General features: G+C 64.7%; 16 protein-coding genes. 8 read left to right on the forward strand and 8 right to left on the reverse strand.

Translation table 11 applies throughout. The annotated features are described in order from the left end of the window. Positions 1 to 260: 260 nt before the first annotated feature. A complete protein-coding gene (locus CAG34_RS17725) occupies positions 261 to 1169 on the forward strand; it encodes a LysR family transcriptional regulator (RefSeq protein ID WP_085591552.1) in 909 nt (302 codons plus the stop codon). On the opposite strand, the gene CAG34_RS17730 is transcribed toward CAG34_RS17725, so the two are convergent. Then, positions 1170 to 1688 (reverse strand): DMT family transporter, encoded by a 519-nt coding sequence (locus tag CAG34_RS17730; RefSeq protein ID WP_085591553.1) that lies wholly within the window; start codon positions 1686 to 1688, stop codon positions 1170 to 1172. It abuts the gene before it with no gap. 204 nt (positions 1689 to 1892) lie between these two features. Between CAG34_RS17730 and CAG34_RS17735 the strand changes: the two genes are divergently transcribed. Next, a complete protein-coding gene (locus CAG34_RS17735; RefSeq protein WP_085591555.1) occupies positions 1893 to 2657 on the forward strand; it encodes a hypothetical protein in 765 nt (254 codons plus the stop codon). 4 nt (positions 2658 to 2661) lie between these two features. On the opposite strand, the gene CAG34_RS17740 is transcribed toward CAG34_RS17735, so the two are convergent. Further along, complete coding sequence (locus tag CAG34_RS17740; protein ID WP_085591557.1) at positions 2662 to 3243, reverse strand: hypothetical protein; 582 nt, start codon at positions 3241 to 3243, stop codon at positions 2662 to 2664. A gap of 226 nt (positions 3244 to 3469) precedes the next feature. Here CAG34_RS17740 and CAG34_RS17745 point away from each other — a divergent pair, with 226 nt between their 5' ends. Continuing rightward, complete coding sequence (locus CAG34_RS17745) at positions 3470 to 5602, forward strand: TonB-dependent siderophore receptor (protein ID WP_178080890.1); 2133 nt, start codon at positions 3470 to 3472, stop codon at positions 5600 to 5602. Between the two features lie 166 nt (positions 5603 to 5768). Further along, complete coding sequence (locus tag CAG34_RS17750; RefSeq protein ID WP_085591561.1) at positions 5769 to 6068, forward strand: hypothetical protein; 300 nt, start codon at positions 5769 to 5771, stop codon at positions 6066 to 6068. Positions 6069 to 6085: 17 nt separating this feature from the next. Here the strand turns inward: CAG34_RS17750 and CAG34_RS17755 are convergent, their stop codons facing one another. Beyond that, complete coding sequence (locus tag CAG34_RS17755; RefSeq protein WP_085591563.1) at positions 6086 to 6898, reverse strand: class I SAM-dependent methyltransferase; 813 nt, start codon at positions 6896 to 6898, stop codon at positions 6086 to 6088. A gap of 368 nt (positions 6899 to 7266) precedes the next feature. After that, positions 7267 to 9453, reverse strand: a complete 2187-nt coding sequence (locus CAG34_RS17760; protein ID WP_085591565.1) for an OsmC domain/YcaO domain-containing protein — start codon at positions 9451 to 9453, stop codon at positions 7267 to 7269. Positions 9454 to 9800: 347 nt separating this feature from the next. Between CAG34_RS17760 and CAG34_RS17765 the strand changes: the two genes are divergently transcribed. From CAG34_RS17765 to CAG34_RS17780, 4 genes are all read left to right on the forward strand, one after another. Continuing rightward, positions 9801 to 10256 carry a (2Fe-2S)-binding protein gene (locus tag CAG34_RS17765; RefSeq protein ID WP_003259224.1) on the forward strand — a complete coding sequence of 152 codons (456 nt, stop codon included), beginning with the start codon at positions 9801 to 9803 and terminating at the stop codon, positions 10254 to 10256. After that, a complete protein-coding gene (locus CAG34_RS17770) occupies positions 10256 to 12505 on the forward strand; it encodes a molybdopterin cofactor-binding domain-containing protein (RefSeq protein WP_085591567.1) in 2250 nt (749 codons plus the stop codon). Before CAG34_RS17765 ends, CAG34_RS17770 begins: the two co-directional genes overlap by 1 nt. Positions 12506 to 12522: 17 nt before the next feature. Then, complete coding sequence (locus tag CAG34_RS17775) at positions 12523 to 13866, forward strand: cytochrome c (RefSeq protein ID WP_085591569.1); 1344 nt, start codon at positions 12523 to 12525, stop codon at positions 13864 to 13866. A gap of 146 nt (positions 13867 to 14012) precedes the next feature. Next, complete coding sequence (locus CAG34_RS17780) at positions 14013 to 15032, forward strand: XdhC family protein (protein ID WP_085591571.1); 1020 nt, start codon at positions 14013 to 14015, stop codon at positions 15030 to 15032. Positions 15033 to 15053: 21 nt separating this feature from the next. Here the strand turns inward: CAG34_RS17780 and CAG34_RS17785 are convergent, their stop codons facing one another. The 4 genes from CAG34_RS17785 to CAG34_RS17800 form a co-directional block, all read right to left on the reverse strand. Continuing rightward, positions 15054 to 15842 (reverse strand): ABC transporter substrate-binding protein, encoded by a 789-nt coding sequence (locus CAG34_RS17785; protein WP_085591573.1) that lies wholly within the window; start codon positions 15840 to 15842, stop codon positions 15054 to 15056. 166 nt (positions 15843 to 16008) lie between these two features. Continuing rightward, positions 16009 to 16650, reverse strand: a complete 642-nt coding sequence (locus tag CAG34_RS17790) for a LysE family translocator (RefSeq protein ID WP_085591575.1) — start codon at positions 16648 to 16650, stop codon at positions 16009 to 16011. A 50-nt stretch (positions 16651 to 16700) separates the two neighbouring features. Further along, entirely contained in the window at positions 16701 to 16901 is a 201-nt protein-coding gene (locus CAG34_RS17795) for a DUF1289 domain-containing protein (RefSeq protein ID WP_012271937.1), read from the reverse strand. Between the two features lie 8 nt (positions 16902 to 16909). Then, positions 16910 to 17227, reverse strand: a complete 318-nt coding sequence (locus CAG34_RS17800) for a hypothetical protein (RefSeq protein ID WP_025338810.1) — start codon at positions 17225 to 17227, stop codon at positions 16910 to 16912. Positions 17228 to 17389: the final 162 nt, after the last annotated feature.

Below are 17389 nucleotides of genomic sequence, written 5' to 3' on the forward strand. Positions count from 1 at the left end.
GCATAGGGGCGCCCAGGCTACGCGGCTCGGGTGTTGCGGTTGCGGAAAGACCCATCGGAATACTCGGATAACAGTGAAACGGGTGGGGAGTATAACCCCAACGACTGACACGGTCCTTGTAGGAGCGGCCTTGTGTCGCGATGGGCCGCAACGCGGCCCCGACAATGTCAGCCATGATGCCGAAATCCTGGGGCCTCGACAGCCTTGGGCATTTGTTAAGCTGATGAAAACTGCCAGACACAACCAAGACCATTCGCACCATGGATGAACTACGCAAGATCGACCTCAACCTGCTGCTCGCCCTGCACGCCCTGCTGAGCGAAAAGCACGTGACCCGCGCCGCCCTGCGCCTGCACCGCAGCCAACCGGCGGTAAGCCACGCCCTGGCGCAGTTGCGCAAGCACTTCGACGACCCCTTGCTGGTGCGCCAGAACGGCCGCATGGCCTTGACCGCCCGCGCCCAATCGCTGGCCAAACCGCTGCACGACGCCCTGGGCAACCTCAACGGCCTGCTGGCCGCCCCACAGTTCGAACCGGCCAAGGCCCAGCGTCGCTTCAGGCTCTCGCTGTCCGACTATTCCTCGCGGATCATCCTGCCACCCCTGCTGCGCCACCTGCGCCAGGTCGCGCCCGGGGTGGACCTGGCCATCAGCCAGGCCAGCCGCGAAACCATGCTGGCCCAGTTGCTCGATGGTGAACTGGACCTGGCCCTGGGCATCTTCCCGGACCTGCCCCAGGCCATCACGGCGCAGCCGCTGTTCACCGACAGCTTCATCAGCGTTGCCGACCGCCAGGTGCTGCCGGCCAGCGGCGGCCTGCCCCTGGCCGACTGGCTGGCCCGCCCGCATGTGCTGATGGCCATGCACCCGGATGCCTTCGATGAAATCGAACGCGCCCTGGCCGCGCAAGGCCTGCGTCGGCGGATTGCCCTGGCCTTGCCGCACTGGAGTGCGGCAGTCGAAGTGCTGGCCGGCACCGACCTGATCCTGACCGTGGCCAGCCGCGCGGTGGGCTCGCTGCACCAGCACAGGACATTGCGCCAGTTCGAGCCGCCACTGGCGATTCCTTCGTTCGATTACCAGCAAGCCTGGCACAGCCGCAAGGACGACGACCCCGGGCATCGCTGGCTGCGGGAAACCGTGTGGGCGTGCAGCCAGCCGGGGCGCTGATCAGCCTTCCGGCTGTTTCACCACAGCAGTGGCACTGGCCGGCGTGCCTGATGCCCAGGTGCCCTGCACCAGCAGCACGCCGCAGAGGATCAGCACCACACCCGCCAACCTGGCCAGGTTGAGCGGCTTGCCCCCCAACCCCATCACCCCGAAGTGGTCTGCGACCACCGCCGTGATGATCTGCCCCGCCACCACCAGCACCAGGAAACCCGCGGCGCCCAGCCTGGGGGTGAGCGCCGCGGCACCGGCCACGTACAACGCCCCGAGCACACCGCCAACCCACAGCCACCAGGGCCCCTGCAAGGCCTTGCCCATGTCCGGCGCCGGCACCCTGAGGATCAGCAACGCGGCGATCACTACCAGCGAACTTACCGTCAATGACGTGAACGCACCCCACAACCAGTGCCCCAGCGCCCGGCCGACGGCGGCATTACCCGCAGCCTGGAACGGCAGCACGGCACCGGCAAGCAACGCCAGGGCAAAGGGAAGCACCAGAAGGCACAAGGTCTTGCTGAACATGGCAGTCCTCATTCGTGACAGATGTTCAGGCGATGATCGGAAAATTCCCTTTATCCATGGAAATCGAAAGTGTGCACGCATGCTATTCGCCACATGGATACCAGCCAATTGGGCTAGGATGCTGCCCAGCCTCGGCGCCCGCGGCCTGAGCCGGCGGGTTCACGGCTGAGGGCAGACCAAACCGTATGTGATGGAGCACATTCGATGAGAGATGAACGTAAAACCCTGATCGACCATGGGCAGTTGCCCACCCGCAACCTGGCCGAGTGCCTGGCAGTGGATCAAAGGACCTTGGTCAGTGCACTGGCGGGCCAGTTGCCCGACAAGCTGATCGAACAGCTGGCTACCTGCGCCGAAGAAACATGCTCGCAGGGCCTGTCAAAAAAAATCACGGGAATCGGCCTTGCCCTTGGGCAGTGGCTGGAACCCGTACCTGCGCCCCAGCGCCAGCAGGTGATGGAGCAGTGCAGCGCACACAGCTCCGATACGGTGCGCAGCTGGGCGGCCTTCGCCCAGGCGCACCTGTCGCGCACGCTCGATCTCGAAGCCGCATTGCTGGCCCAGCTGCGTTTTGCTCGCGATGAACATTTTGGTGTGCGCGAATGGGCCTGGATAGCCCTGCGCCCGCGCCTGGCTCAAGCGCTGGATGATGCCCTGGCCCTGCTTGCCCGACATGCCGGCGACAGCAACCCACTGGTACGACGCTTCTGTATCGAGGTGCTGCGCCCACGTGGCGTCTGGTGCGAGCACATCGCCGCACTCAAGCAAGCGCCCGAAGTGGCCGAGCCACTGTTGGTGCCGCGCCTGGCCGAAGCAGACAAGTATGCCCAGGACTCGGTTGCCAATTGGCTCAACGATGCCAGCAAGACTCGGCCCGATTGGGTGATGCAGCTGTTCGAACGACATCCGCCGTCATGCAAGGCATCACGGCGGATCCATGCGCGGGCAACCCGTAGCCTGCCCCAATGAAGGGTCAGCGCGAGGTTTCGACGCGCAGCACTTCGGTGTAGATCGCGTCGACCGTCTGGCCGACCTTGAGGTTCTTCATGCGTGCCTGCAGGTCAGGGTTCTCGACCTTGACCACCTGCAGCTTGCCCTCCGGCGGCAACAGGCTCACCTCATGCGTCTCGAGGTCGATCTTCTTGATCTGCGAGGTCACCTTGACCTGGCGGAACGCCTCGCCGCCCGGGTTGGGGTTGTCTGCCGTGGCGCGAATGGTACCGGACTCCTCAGTCGCCTTCGGTGCACCGCCCACCTCGGGATTCAGCACATAGGCCACCGCTCGGGTCACGTAAATGTCGACCTGGTCACCCACCTTGAGGTTGGGCAGCGCCTTGGCCTTTTCCGTGAGCTGGAAGGTCACATCCTTCTTGGCGTCAGGGCCTTTCACCGTGACCTGGCGGCTGGCCAGGTCGATGGCCGTGACCTGCGTGGTGACGTGGCTTTCCAGCGCCTCGCTACCAATGGGAATACCGGCAGCCTGCACCGTGAAGCTGGCGGCGGACGCCAGGGTGGCAAGGGCAACAGCACGAGCGAAAGAGCGAATTGGATTCATAGGCCTGCTTCCATGTGATCAAGACCGGATGGGGGCGTGAAATGTTCACGCGCCAACAAGCATAGCCCTTGCCTGGCACATTGCCGGCCCTCCCCCTTGCGACGCGTTTTGCCGTTTTTTTGCCACGAGCGCCCTTGCAACAGCAAATGCGAACTCTTTACACTTGCTTTACATTTACAAATCATTACTATTCGTGACCTTCAAATACAACAAAGAGTCACCTGTAATGGCAAAAAAGTCTGTTGCACCAGCATCCATTTCCATGCTGGGCCTGCTGGTTGTGCCTGCTGTTCACGCGGCTGTCCAACCTGAATCGCAGGGCTCCCTCGCCTTGCCCGCCACTGCCGTCACCAGCGCCTACGAGCAGCAAAGCTACAAGGCCAGCGAAAGCCGCAGCGCCATGAAGATCGACGCCCCGCTGCGCGACATCCCGCAAACCGTCAACGTCGTGCCCGAAAGCGTGATCAAGGACCAGGGTGCGCAGTCCATGGAAGACGTGCTGAAGAACGTGCCCGGCGTCGGCCTGTCCAACGGCGACGGCCAGCGTGACCAGGTGACCATTCGCGGCTTCAGCGCCATTGGCGACATGTACATCGACGGCGTGCGCGACGACGCCCTGTACTTCCGTGACCTGTCCAACATCGAGCGGGTCGAGGTGATCAAGGGCCCTGCCGCCGTGCTGTATGGCCGTGGCTCTTCGGGCGGCCTGATCAACAGCATCAGCAAGAAGCCGAGCTTCACGCCCAAGCGCGAAGTCGGCATGAGCTTCGACAGCGAAGGCAAGCGCCGCACCCAGTTCGACACCGGCTGGGCCGACCCGCAAAGCAACCAGGCCTACCGCGTGACCGGCGCCTTCGAAGACAGCGACACCTTCCGCGACGATGGCTACATCGACCGCAAGGCCATCGCGCCGTCGGCCTACTTCCGCCTCTCCGACGACCTGGAACTGAACCTGGGCGCCACCTACCTGTACGACAAGCGCCTGATCGACTTCGGCATCCCGGCGCTGGGCAACCGCCCGGTAGATGTGGACCGCGACAAGCGCTTCGGCTCCGGCGATGCCGACCAGGACTACGCCCGCAGCGAGGTGTTCTCGCTGACTGCCAGCCTGGACTACCGCATCAACGACGACTTCACCCTGACCAACACCAGCCGGTACTACCGCTACGACCTGGACCGCAACAACACCTTGGCCGACAGCAGCCCGACGCGCTTCGTCACCGCGCCTGACGGCGAACTGCTGGTGAAGCTCAACCGTGGCAACGTCGCCCGCGACGAGTACGGCATGTTCAACCAGACCGAACTCAAGCAGCAGGCGCAGCTTGCCGGCATGCAGCACAACCTGCTGTATGGCGTGGAGGTGGGCTTCCAGGACAAGCACCAGCGGGTGCTGAGCCAGAACAACGTGGCCCAGGTGCCGGTGTATCGCGACGCCCTGGTGCCGGTGCCGGAGCACGCCGCCAACCTGTCGTCCAAGGGCACCAACTTCCAGCAGACCACCGGCCTGTATGTGCAGGACATGATCGAGTTGAACGAGCACTGGAAGGCCCTGGTCGGCGTGCGTTATGACATCTTTGGCCAGGAGTACGACGACGACCGCGCGCAGAACGTAGACCTCGACCGTACCGACAAGACCTGGAGCCCACGTGCCGGCCTGGTCTACCAGCCGGATAACATCCAGTCCTACTATGTGTCGGTCAGCCGCAGCTACCAGCCTTCGGGCGAAGTGTTCGCGGTCAGCCCGACCAACCAGCACCTGGAGCCGGAAGAAACCACCAACTACGAAATCGGCGCCAAGTGGGACCTGCTCGACAGCCGCCTGTCGCTGACCGCAGCGGTATTCCGCCTCGAGCGCACCAACATGAAGACCGCCGACCCGGCCAACCCCAACCTGACCGTGCTGGCCGGCGAGCAGCGTACCGACGGCTTCGAAGCCACCGTCAGCGGGCAACTCACGGACAAGTGGCAGATCTACGCCGGCTACGCCTACCTGGATGCCGAGATCACCAAGTCCAACAGCAAGACCAACGGCGTTGCCAACGAAGGCCAGACCCCTACCCTGACGCCGCGTAACAGCGCCAACGTCTGGCTGGTGCGCACCCTGACCCCGGAATGGCGCGTGGCCGCCGGCGCCAACTACGTCGACGAGCGCTACACCGCACTCGACAACGTGGTGGTGATGCCGGGCTACACCACCTTCGACGCCGCGCTGCTGTACAGCGTGCCGCAGTGGGACGCCGCACTGCGCCTGAAGAACGTGTTCGACCGTGACTACTATGCCTCCGCGCACGGTTCGGTGGACCTGATCACCCCGGGTGCACCGCGTACGCTGGAAGCCAGCTTCAACTACCGCTTCTGATCGTTGCCCCAGGCGCAAGGCCTTGCCATGGTGCAAGGCCTTGCGCTGCATCTGGTGCAACGCAAGCGTTCACCGCTTCGCTTGAATGCAATATCCTGTGCAGAGTATGGCACCGGCCTTGCCGGTGTTCGCGGCGGGGAGTCATGCGCCTCGGTAAGGAGAGCATATGAGCAGTAAACCGATTCGCCCCTACATGTCCTGGGCGCTGACCACCCTGCTCGCCTTCAGCCTGGCACTCACCGCCGGCTGCTCCAGCAAAGCCAGCAAGGCCAGGTATGCGACGCCCGCAACGGGCTCCAACTGCTTCGCCAAAGCCGTCCCCACCACCGGCGAAGGCGGCCTCGCGTGGGGCAATACGCTGAGCATTGCCCGGCAGAAATCGCTAAACAACTGCGTGCGTTATGCAAGCCGGTCAGGGGGCACACCGAAGACGTGCCAGGTGGTGATGGCCAAGTGCAAGAACTGAGCACTTGGCCCGTGGGCTCAACCTCGAATGATCACCACTTCAAGGTACTCACTCGGCACCACCAACGACGACGTGCCGCCCACATTGCTTTCATTCAACAGTTGCGCCAGATCCCGCTCCAGCGCCCCGGCCGCCTCCGGCTCCAGCGAGGCAAACGCCTTGTGCACCGGCCCGTACCAGGTGCGGAACACCTCGATGAAATGCGCCGCCGAGCGATAGCGGAAATTGAAGTGCTGGCGGCTGACCTTCAATTCGCCCAGCGCCCCCTCGAACATCACGCGCAACTGTTCTTCATCACCCCAGCGTGAAGGCGGCAGAGCCCCGGCTGGTGGCGGTACATGCCGCCCGAGGGTCTTGAACATCTGCCCGACGAACCCTTGCGGGGTCCAGTTGGCCAGGCCGATCCGGCCACCGGGTCGGCACACCCGGCCCAGTTCACGCGCGGCCTGGGCCTGGTCGGGCGCGAACATCACGCCGAAGGTGGACAGCACCGCATCGAATGTTCCATCGCCAAATGGCAGCGCTTCGGCATCGGCGGTCTGGAACACCACATTGAGGTGCTCGGCCCGCGCACGTTCTTCACCGCGCTTGAGCAGCTCGGGCACATAGTCGGTGGAGGTGACACGGCAGCCGCGCCGGGCAGCAGCCAAGGTGGCATTACCGTTGCCGGCGGCGACATCCAGCACCTGCTCGTCCCAGCGCAGGTCACAGGCTTCGGCCAGGCGCTCGCCAACCAGTTGCAGGGTGGTGCCGATTACCGCGTAGTCGCCACTGGCCCACGCGGCTTGCTGGCGGGCTTTGAGGGCATTGGTATCCAAAGGGGTGCTCATGGTCTGCGCCTTCTTGTTGTGCGCGGCCGAGGTCCTTCTGGCGGTCAACGCGCCACGGATCGAGGGGATGGGAGCAAAACGCTACGCGCCTGGCAGGCAAAGCGGCAAGACAGATTGGGGATAGTGGCAAGAACAAAGCGCTATATGAAGGCTACCGGCCCAATCGCCGGCAAGCCAGCTCCCACCTCGACCGCATTCACCTCAAACCATCCGCAGTACCTGTAGGAGCCTGGCTTGCCGGCGATAAGGCCCTGATGAACAACACAAGACAGTTGCTCCCACCTCGACAGCATCGACCTCAAGTCATGTGCTGTACCTGTGGGAGCTGGCTTGCCGGCGATGAGGCCAGAATTGGAGCACTGCGGCTATCAGGCGAACTTGGCCCGGGCCGCGTGCAGCTTCTTGTAGCTTTCGATAAGGCGCAGGTGGCGATCGAGGCCTTCGAGCTTCATGCTGGTCGGGGTCAGGCCATGGAAGCGCACGCTGCCGTCCACCGAACCCAGCACCGCGTCCATGCGCGGGTTACCGAACATGCGGCGGAAGTTGGCTTCGTAGTCGTCCATTTCCAGTTCGTCATCCAGCTGCACCTCCAGCACCACGTTCAGCGCCTGGTAGAACAGGCCGCGCTCGACGGTGTTGTCGTTGAACTGCAGGAACGCTTCGACCAGTTCCTTGGCGTCCTCGAAGCGCTGTACCGCCAGGCAGATCAGCAGCTTCAACTCGAGAATGGTCAGCTGGCCCCACACCGTGTTCTCGTCGAACTCCACGCCGATCAGCGTGGTGATGGTGGTGTAGTCATCCACATCGCAGTTGTCCAGGCGCTTGAGCAGCAGCTTGAGGGAACGGTTGTCCAGGCTGTGCAGGTTGAGGATGTCGGCGCGGAACGACAGGGCGCGGTTGGTGTTGTCCCAGATCAGGTCCTCGACCGGGTAGATCTCCGAGTAACCCGGCACCAGGATGCGGCAGGCGGTGGCGCCAAGGTTGTCGTACACCGCCATGTACACTTCCTTGCCCAGGTCCTCGAGGATGCCGAACAGGGTCGCGGCTTCCTGCACGTTGGAATCCTCGCCGTGGCCGGAGAAGTCCCACTCGACGAACTCGAAGTCGGCCTTGGCACTGAAGAAGCGCCACGACACCACGCCACTGGAGTCGATGAAGTGCTCGACGAAGTTGTTCGGCTCGGTCAGCGCGTGGCTTTCGAAGGTCGGTTGCGGCAGGTCGTTCAAGCCTTCGAAGCTGCGGCCCTGCAGCAGTTCGGTGAGGCTGCGCTCCAGCGCCACTTCCAGGCTTGGGTGGGCGCCGAACGAAGCGAACACGCCGCCGGTGCGCGGGTTCATCAAGGTCACGCACATCACCGGGAACTCGCCACCCAGCGACGCATCCTTGACCAGCACCGGGAAGCCCTGCTCTTCCAGGCCCTGGATGCCGGCGACGATGGCCGGGTACTTGGCCAGCACCTCCTGCGGCACATCCGGCAGGCACAGCTCGCCTTCGAGGATTTCGCGCTTCACGGCACGCTCGAAGATTTCCGACAGGCACTGCACCTGAGCCTCGGCCAGGGTGTTGCCGGCGCTCATACCGTTGCTGAGGAACAGGTTCTCGATCAGGTTGGACGGGAAGTACACCACCTGCTGGTCGGACTGGCGCACGAACGGCAACGAGCAGATTCCGCGCGCGGTGTTGCCAGAGTTGGTGTCGTACAGGTGCGAGCCACGCAGCTCGCCGTCCGGGTTGTAGATTGCCAGGCAGTGCTCATCGAGGATCTCGGCCGGCAGCGCATCGCGCGGGCCGGGTTTGAACCACTGCTCGTTCGGGTAGTGCACGAACGACGCGTTGGCCAGGTCCTCGCCCCAGAACTGGTCGTTATAGAAGAAGTTGCAGTTCAGCCGCTCGATGAACTCGCCCAGCGCCGAGGCCAGCGCGGCCTCCTTGGTCGCGCCCTTGCCGTTGGTGAAGCACATCGGCGACTGGGCGTCGCGCACATGCAGCGACCACACGTTGGGCACGATGTTGCGCCACGAGGCGATCTCGATCTTCATCCCCAGCCCGGCGAGGATGCCCGACATGTTGGCGATGGTCTGCTCCAGCGGCAGGTCCTTGCCGGGGATGTAGGTGCTGGTGTCCGCCACCGGCATCAGCAGGCCCTGGGCATCGGCATCAAGGTTGTCGACCACTTCGATCACGAACTCGGGGCCGGTCTGCACCACCTTCTTCACGGTGCAGCGGTCGATGGAGCGCAGGATGCCCTGGCGGTCCTTCTCGGAAATGTCCTCGGGCAGCTCGACCTGGATCTTGAAGACCTGGTTGTAGCGGTTTTCCGGGTCGACGATGTTGTTCTGCGACAGGCGAATGTTTTCGGTAGGGATGTCGCGGGTCTGGCAGTACAGCTTGACGAAGTAAGCCGCGCACAAGGCCGAAGACGCCAGGAAATAGTCGAACGGCCCCGGGGCCGAGCCATCACCCTTGTAGCGGATCGGTTGGTCGGCGATCACCGTGAAGTCGTCGAACTTGGCTTCGAGACGGAGATTGTCGAGAAAATTGACCTTGATTTCCATGCGGGATTACCGTGATTTAAGCGTGCAAAACGAAATTGGCCGGCATTATCCGGGTTTTTCTGCCGGAAGTCCTGTTTGCCTGTACCGGCCCTATCGCCGGCAAGCCAGCTCCCACAGGAACTGCACATGACTTGCGGTCGATACGGGCGAGGTGGGAGCCGGCTTGCCGGCGATAGGGCCGACACAGACTTGCGCATTTCACCGAATTGCTTGCCTGATCCTCTGAAGCTGCCCCCGCCAGCAGACCAGCGGTCACCCCGCTGTGCTAGCGTTTCTGCACTGGGGAGCACCGTATTCCCCGATCAGAAGAAACCAAGCGACAGCAACCGTTGACGGGCAGGTGAACCATGGAACTACGCATCAACCAGAAGACCTACCAGGTCGAGGCAGACGCCGACACGCCCCTGCTGTGGGTGATCCGCGATGACCTGGGGCTGACCGGCACCAAGTATGGCTGCGGCCTGGCCCAGTGCGGCGCCTGTTCGGTGCTGGTGGACGGCAACGTGGTGCGCGCCTGCGTCACCCCGGTGGCCGGCGTGGTCGGGCGCGAGGTGACCACCATCGAGGCGATCGAGGCCGATGCCGTCGGCAAACGGGTGGTCGCGGCCTGGGTCGAGCACCAGGTGGCCCAGTGCGGCTACTGCCAGTCCGGCCAGGTAATGGCGGCCACGGCGCTGCTCAAGCACACGCCCAAGCCCAGTGACGCGCAGATCGAGGCAGCCATGGTCAACCTGTGCCGCTGCGGCACCTACAACGCCATCCATGCCGCCGTGCATGAGCTGGCCCAAGGGGAGAAGGCCTGATGAACACACCAGTCGATACCCCCGCCGAACTGCTCAAGCTGCAACTGGGCGAAACGGTCAACCTGTCGCGTCGGCGCTTTCTTGCCGGCACGGCTGTCGGTGCCCTGGTGCTGGGCTTCGGCCTGCCCATGGGGTCGGCCCGCGTGCAGGCAGCCGCCGCAGCAACCCCGGAGCGCGGCACCCAGGTGCCGGCGTTTCTGGAGATCCGCCCGGACGGCAGAGTGCGCCTGCTCAGCCCGTTCATGGAAGGTGGCCAAGGCCCCTTCACCGCCATGGCGCAGATCGTTGGTGAAGAGCTGGACGTCGACCCGGCCAATTTCGTGGTCGACAGCGCGCCGCCCGGCGAAGCTTATGTAGTGATGGAAAATGGCATGCGCATCACTGGCGGCAGCATGTCGGTGCGCATGAGCTACCCGACCATGCGCCGCCTGGGCGCCCTCGCCCGGGCCATGCTGCTGCAGGCGGGCGCCGAACAGCTGGGCGTGCCGGTCGAAGAACTCTCCACCACGCCGGGCCACGTGGTACATACCACGACTGGCCGCTCCATCCCCTACGATGAACTGGCCGGGCGGGCCATGGACCTGCCGGTGCCGGACCCGGCCAGCGTCAAGCTGCGCGACCCCAGCCAGTTTCGCTGGATCGGCAAGCCGGTACGTCGCCTGGATGCCTACGACAAGTCCACCGGCAAGGCTGTGTACAGCATCGATATCAAGGTCGACGGCATGCTCCACGCTGCCGTGCAGCACGCGCCGCGCCTGGGCATGACCGTCGGCAGCCTGCGCAATGAAGACCAGGTCAAGGCCATGAAGGGCGTGCATTCGGTGCATCAGCTGCCGGGTGCCGTGGCCGTGGTTGCCGAACGCTGGTGGCACGCCAAGCGCGCGGTCGAAGCCATCCAGGTGGACTGGAAGGAGCCCGCGGCCGACAGCCCGGTACGGCCAATGCCGGCCGACTTCTCCAGCGATGGCTGGCGCGAGCACCTGGCCACGGTCACGGGCCCGGCGCGCGACGACGAAAACCAGGGCGATGTGGCCGGCATGCTGGCCAGTGCCAAGACCCGGGTCGAAGCAACCTACCACAACCAGTACCTCAACCACGCCCAGCTGGAACCGCCGTCGGCACTGGCGCGCTTCAACCCGGACGGCACCCTGGAGGTGTGGCTGCCCAACCAGGCACCGGACATGTTCCGTGACGACATTGCCAAGCGCACCGGCCTGGCCCCGGCGCAGATCACCCTGCATTCGCCGTTGCTGGGCGGTTTCTTTGGCCGCCACTTCCTGTACGACTCGGCCAACCCCTACCCACAGGCCATTGCCTTGGCCAAGGCGGTCGGCCGGCCGGTGAAACTCATCTGGAGCCGCGAAGAGGAATTCCTCCGCGATGTGCTGCGCCCGGTCGCCGTGGTGAAGTTCCGCGCCGGGCTGGATGCCGACGGCCTGCCGGTGGCCCTCGAAGCCGTGAGCGCCACCGAAGGCCCGACCGAAGCCATCGCTGGCAAGCAAGGCGAAAAGCTCGACCCGACCGCGCTCGAAGGGCTGTCGGGCAAGTCCTACGCCATCGCCAACAAGCGCATCGCGCAGATCTACGTGAAAGGCCCGGCCATGCTCGGCTACTGGCGCTCGGTGGGCAACTCGCTGAACGACTTCTTCTATGAGTCGTTCCTCGACGAACTGGCCGACAAAGGCGGCAAGGACCCGTTCGAACTGCGCCTGCACCTGCTGCGCGACAACCAGCGCCTGACCAACCTGTTGCAGGCCGTCGCCGAACTGTCCGGCGGCTGGAAACGGGGGCCGTTCACCGCCGAGGATGGCAGCAAGCGAGCGCGTGGCGTGGCCATGGCCTCGCCGTTCGGCTCGGAGGCAGCGGTCATTGCCGAGGTGTCGATCGAGAATGGCCAGGTCAAGGTGCACGACATCTGGCAGGCCATCGACCCGGGCAGCATCGTCAACCCGGCGATCATCGAGCACCAGGTCAACGGCGCCGTCGCCCTGGGCCTGTCGCAGACGCTGCTGGAAGAAGCGGTGTACGTGGATGGCAAGCCGCGCGCGCGCAACTACGACCTGTACCCGATCCTGCCGCCGTCGCGCATGGCCAGGGTGCATGTGCGCATTGTCGAAAGCGGGGCGAAGATGGGCGGCATCGGCGAGCCACCGTTGCCCGCAGTGGCACCGGCGGTGGCCAACGCAGTCGCACAGTTGACCGGCCAGCGCGTGCGCAGCCTGCCATTGAGCCGCCATACCTTCAGCTGAGCACACAAGGACGCCCCATGACCCACCGTTTCGCAAGAACCGCTGGCTGGCTGGCGCTGCCGTGCCTGGTCGCGGCAGGCCTGCTGGCCTGGTACGTCACCCGCGAGCCCGCCTCGCCATTCGCCGATGCGCAGGCCACCACTGCCGACCCAGCGCTGGTCAGCCGTGGCGAGTACGTGGCCCGCCTCAGCGACTGCGTGGCCTGCCACAGCCTGCCGGACGGCAAACCGTTCGCCGGCGGGCTGGAAATGGCCACCCCGCTGGGGGCGATCCACGCCACCAACATCACCCCCGACCGCGACACCGGCATCGGCCACTACAGCCTGGCCGACTTCGACCGTGCCGTGCGCCAGGGCGTCGCACCCGGTGGCCGGCGGCTGTACCCGGCCATGCCCTACCCGTCCTACGCCAAGCTCAGCGATGACGATGTAAAGGCGCTGTACGCCTTCTTCATGCACGGCGTGCAACCCGTGCAGCAATCGAACCTTGCCAGCGACATTCCCTGGCCGCTGAACTGGCGCTGGCCCATTGCCATGTGGAACGGCCTGTTCGCCGCCACCACGCCATACGCCGACCAGGCCGGGCAGGATGCCCAGTGGAACCGCGGCGCCTACATCGTCCAGGGCCCCGGCCACTGTGGCAGCTGCCATACGCCGCGCGGCCTGGCCTTCAACGAAAAGGCCCTGGATGACAGCGGCAAGCCGTTCCTCGCTGGCGCCCTGCTCGATGGCTGGTATGCACCGAGCCTGCGTGCCGACCCCAACACCGGGCTGGGGCGCTGGAGCGAGGCCGAGATCGCGCAGTTCCTCAAGACCGGGCGCAACCGGCACGCGGTGGTATTTGGCTCGATGACCGAGGCATTCAACAACTCCACGCAGTTCATGAGTGACGACGACCTGGCCGCCATCGCCCGCTACCTGAAGTCGCTGCCCGGCGACCCGCAACGCGACGGTGAGCCGTGGCAGTACCAGGCCGAAACCATGGCGGCGCGGCTCGACAGCCCTGGGGCGCATACCTATGTAACCCGCTGTGCGTCGTGCCACGGCCTGGACGGCAAGGGCCAGGCCGAATGGATGCCGCCTTTGGCCGGCGCTACTTCGGCACTGGCCAAAGAAGACGCCTCGGCGATCAATATCACCCTCAATGGTTCGCAGCGGGTGGTGACGGCCGGGTTGCCCGATGCCTATCGCATGCCGGCCTTCCGTGAGCAGTTGAGTGACCAGGAAATTGCTGATGTGCTGGGTTTCGTGCGCAGTGCCTGGGGGAACAATGGCGGCGCGGTGAATGCGCAGGCGGTGGGCAAGTTGCGTGGGCATACCGACCCGGCCAGCAGTAGCCCGATCATTTTGCACATGCGCTGAAATGGGTAGTGCCTGCACCGGCCTCTTCGCGGGCTTGCCCGCTCCCACAGGTATGGCGGCGTCCTTCAGGACTGTGGGGTCCCTGTGGGAGCGGGCAAGCCCGCGAAGAGGCCGGCACAGCCAACATCAGGTTTAATGGAGTACCCATGGAAAGCATCGACCTGCTGGTCCTGCGCACCACCCGAGACTGGCTCGCCGCCGGCCACCGCACCCTGCTCGCCACGGTCGCCCGCACCTGGGGCTCCTCCCCCCGCCCGGTGGGCTCGATGATGGCCCTGCGCAGCGACGGCCGTGTGGTTGGCAGTGTCTCTGGCGGCTGCATCGAGGACGACCTCATTCACCGCTACACCAGTGCCTACGGCGGCCCCGGCATGCCCGGCGGCCTGCCCCAGGTGGTGCGCTATGGTGTCAGCGCCGACGAGGCCCACCGCTGTGGCCTGCCCTGTGGCGGTACCCTCGAACTGGTGCTGGAATTCGCCCCGTCGCTGCCACACCTCGAGCAACTGCTCGACGGCCTCGACGGCGGCAACCTGGTACGCCGTGGGCTTGACCTGCGCAGCGGCGAGGCCAGCCTCACCGCCACCACCACGCCCGAACTGTTCAGCTTCGATGGCCAGCACATGCTCAGCACCCTCGGCCCCGGCTACCGCCTGCTGCTGATCGGTGCCGGCGCGCTGGCCGAATACCTGGCGACCATGGCCCTGTTCAATGGCTTCAGCGTTTCACTGTGCGACCCGCGCCCCGAGTACACGGCAGGCTGGAACGTTGCCGGCGTCAACCACCTGGCCGGCATGCCGGACGACGTGGTCCGCGCCTTCGCCCCAGACCTGCGCAGCGCCATCGTCGCCGTCAGCCACGACCCCAAGCTGGACGACCTGGCCCTGCTCGAAGCCCTGCACAGCCCGGCGTTCTATATTGGTGCCATCGGCTCACGGCGCAACAGCCAGCTGCGCCGCGAGCGGCTGATCGAACACTTTGGCGAAAGCGAAGCGTCGTTGCAGCGCCTGCACGGCCCTATCGGCATTTATATCGGTAGCAAGACCCCGGCCGAGATTGCCGTCAGCGTCATGGCCGAGATCCTCGCGGCGAAGAACGATGTCACCCTGCCCGGCGCAGTCAGCGTGACCCGGGCCAAGGAAGCCGAGCAACTGGCCCGGTCCTTGTAGGACCGCATACCAGGCTGCTATTTATTGCCAACGCTCCAGGTTTTGCTGCAGCAGTTGCTCCGGCAACGCCCCGGCAACGATCTTTTCCATCTCCCTCGCCAGCGCCTCACGCAGCTGCGGCTGGTTGCAGGGCGAGTCATGCGACAGCGCCAGGTACAGCCCTTCGCTGGATATCGGTGGCTCCAGCACCTGCAAAGTGTCGGCAATCCCCAATGTGCGCGCCAGCGCCAAGCCGGGATACTGCTCGTACACCACATAATCGCTGCGCTTGTGCATCAACTTCTCGAATGCCTGCCTGGCACCGGGTACCGCTTCGAGGGTGAGGTTGGTCCTGGCGTAGTCGTCGAACTGCTGGCCGTGGCTGTTGTTGACCAGCGTGCCGCCTTTGCGCCCCTTCAGGTCGGCCCATTGCTTGTACGCAAAGGTATTGTCCTGGCGCACCCAGACAACGCTGGGGGTATGCAGGAATGCCGGGGCAATGAAGTCCATCTGTTGCCGGCGGGCCTCGGTCAGGAAATACCCAGCCATCAGGTCGATCCGGCCCGTGCGCACTTCTTCCTGGGCGCGCGACCACGGCCCGCCGTAGACCACCTCGATTTCCAGCCCCAACTGCTTGCCCAGGTACTTGAGCAGGTCGGCATTGGCACCGATCAGTTGCTCGGGGTTCTGCGGGTCGCGCCACAGGTAGGGGGGGTATTCCGGGTTGCCGGTGGCAGTCAGCCGCCGGCATTCCTCATGCGCTACCGCCGCCAGCGGCAGCAGCAGGCACGGCAACAGCAACAAGGCGTGGCGAAAGCAGCGCTCGATCATCGACAACCCTCGGCACATGTGACATCCGCAGACCCGGAGCGGTGGCCAAAGGCTGCCACATCCTGTGGTCGACTGCAGCACCCATCTGTGCGTGCTGTAGACAGTCTGGACCATGTATGGCCATCAGGTTGGCCTTTTATCGGCCAGAAGGAGCGGCCCTCGTACTTCAGGCCCCCTGCCGGCGCATCGCCAGGATCGCCGCGCCAAAACCGATGAAGGTGGTGCCCACCACCCGGCTGACCCAGCGCGACAGCAACGGCCGGGTCAGCACGCCCTTGGCCCGCGCCGCCAGCGCGGCATACAGGCTCAGCGAAACCAGCGACAACGCCACGAATATCCCGGTCAGGATCAGGAACTGCGGCAGCAGCGCCGCCCCCTGGTCGATGAACTGCGGGAACAGTGCGGTGAAGAACATGGTCGCCTTGGGGTTGGTCACTGCCGTGAGGAAGGCCGACTTGTAGAGCTTCAGCGGCGTGGGCCGGACCTTGGCCACACCCTCTGCGGCGCCCTGCGCCAGCATCGGGCTCTTTTTCAGCAATTGCCGCGCCCCCAGGTAGAACAGGTAGCCCGCCCCCAGGATCTTCACGGCGTTGAACAGCATTTCGGAACTGGCCAGCAGCGCGCCCAAGCCCAGCATGGCCGCAGCAGAAAGGCAGAACAGGCCCGAACCATTGCCCAGCGACGACCAGATCGCGCTGCGCTGGCCATGGGCCAGGCTGTTGTTGATGGCCATCAGGGTGGCAGGGCCGGGGCTGGCGATCGCGATGGCAGCGACCAGGGTAAAGGCAAACAGCGAGTGAGAATCCATTTTCAGGCTCGTCAGACAATCAGGAAAGGCCGCGCACAGGGTGCGCAGGTTCAGTCGGCATTCTGCCGCTTGGCCGCCTTCTTGGCGATAGCCTTCATCCGCGTTGCCGCCCGCTGCACGGTGGCCATCTTCTCGGGGCGTTTCATGCCCCGCCATTTGCGGATTTCGTCACGGGTGCGGCCGCAGCTCACGCACAGCTCGCTATTGAGCTGGCACAGCGAGACGCAAGGGTTGTCGATGTCTTTGGCCATGCCGCCACTCAGCCGGGCATTTCTGCCCGCGCACGCTCGGCGGCGCCGTGGAACACCTGGCGCACTTCCTCGGCCTTGACCTTGCTGACCGACCTGGCGGCCAGCAGCTCGTCGACCACGCGCAAGCCCTGTTCCAGGGCGGTGGCCAGTTGCTCGGGGTCGGAGGCGTCAGCGATATCACCCAGATAAGGAGCGATGAGATACACGTAACGGTCCTGCAGCTTGAGCGCTTCCAGCGCGTCGAGGGCTTTCTGGAACCGATCGGCAGCGGCAGGGCTCATGCTCAATTTATCGAAATGAATCAGGCTCACACGGTCAGTGGCCATTTGGACGAATCTCCGTTTCCTGGTACGGCCAGGCCCACAAGCAGCAGCGCTTCTACGGTGCTCGGATGTGCAGGCCCGGGGAATGCCCATCAGGGTACCAGAACGCGAAGCAGAAAGGGCCATCGCCCCCAGAACTAAAAGTATTTGGCAGGTCGCGTAATG

The organism is Pseudomonas sp. B14(2017) (assembly GCF_002113255.1).
Classification (GTDB): domain Bacteria; phylum Pseudomonadota; class Gammaproteobacteria; order Pseudomonadales; family Pseudomonadaceae; genus Aquipseudomonas; species Aquipseudomonas putida_Z.

What these genes read in the sequence shown, in the direction of transcription:
- CAG34_RS17725 (WP_085591552.1), top strand. Translation starts at nt 261, where the DNA reads ATGGATGAACTACGCAAGATCGACCTCAACCTGCTGCTCGCCCTGCAC.
- CAG34_RS17730 (WP_085591553.1), bottom strand. Translation starts at nt 1,688, where the DNA reads ATGTTCAGCAAGACCTTGTGCCTTCTGGTGCTTCCCTTTGCCCTGGCG.
- CAG34_RS17735 (WP_085591555.1), top strand. Translation starts at nt 1,893, where the DNA reads ATGAGAGATGAACGTAAAACCCTGATCGACCATGGGCAGTTGCCCACC.
- CAG34_RS17740 (WP_085591557.1), bottom strand. Translation starts at nt 3,243, where the DNA reads ATGAATCCAATTCGCTCTTTCGCTCGTGCTGTTGCCCTTGCCACCCTG.
- CAG34_RS17745 (WP_178080890.1), top strand. Translation starts at nt 3,470, where the DNA reads ATGGCAAAAAAGTCTGTTGCACCAGCATCCATTTCCATGCTGGGCCTG.
- CAG34_RS17750 (WP_085591561.1), top strand. Translation starts at nt 5,769, where the DNA reads ATGAGCAGTAAACCGATTCGCCCCTACATGTCCTGGGCGCTGACCACC.
- CAG34_RS17755 (WP_085591563.1), bottom strand. Translation starts at nt 6,898, where the DNA reads ATGAGCACCCCTTTGGATACCAATGCCCTCAAAGCCCGCCAGCAAGCC.
- CAG34_RS17760 (WP_085591565.1), bottom strand. Translation starts at nt 9,453, where the DNA reads ATGGAAATCAAGGTCAATTTTCTCGACAATCTCCGTCTCGAAGCCAAG.
- CAG34_RS17765 (WP_003259224.1), top strand. Translation starts at nt 9,801, where the DNA reads ATGGAACTACGCATCAACCAGAAGACCTACCAGGTCGAGGCAGACGCC.
- CAG34_RS17770 (WP_085591567.1), top strand. Translation starts at nt 10,256, where the DNA reads ATGAACACACCAGTCGATACCCCCGCCGAACTGCTCAAGCTGCAACTG.
- CAG34_RS17775 (WP_085591569.1), top strand. Translation starts at nt 12,523, where the DNA reads ATGACCCACCGTTTCGCAAGAACCGCTGGCTGGCTGGCGCTGCCGTGC.
- CAG34_RS17780 (WP_085591571.1), top strand. Translation starts at nt 14,013, where the DNA reads ATGGAAAGCATCGACCTGCTGGTCCTGCGCACCACCCGAGACTGGCTC.
- CAG34_RS17785 (WP_085591573.1), bottom strand. Translation starts at nt 15,842, where the DNA reads ATGATCGAGCGCTGCTTTCGCCACGCCTTGTTGCTGTTGCCGTGCCTG.
- CAG34_RS17790 (WP_085591575.1), bottom strand. Translation starts at nt 16,650, where the DNA reads ATGGATTCTCACTCGCTGTTTGCCTTTACCCTGGTCGCTGCCATCGCG.
- CAG34_RS17795 (WP_012271937.1), bottom strand. Translation starts at nt 16,901, where the DNA reads ATGGCCAAAGACATCGACAACCCTTGCGTCTCGCTGTGCCAGCTCAAT.
- CAG34_RS17800 (WP_025338810.1), bottom strand. Translation starts at nt 17,227, where the DNA reads ATGGCCACTGACCGTGTGAGCCTGATTCATTTCGATAAATTGAGCATG.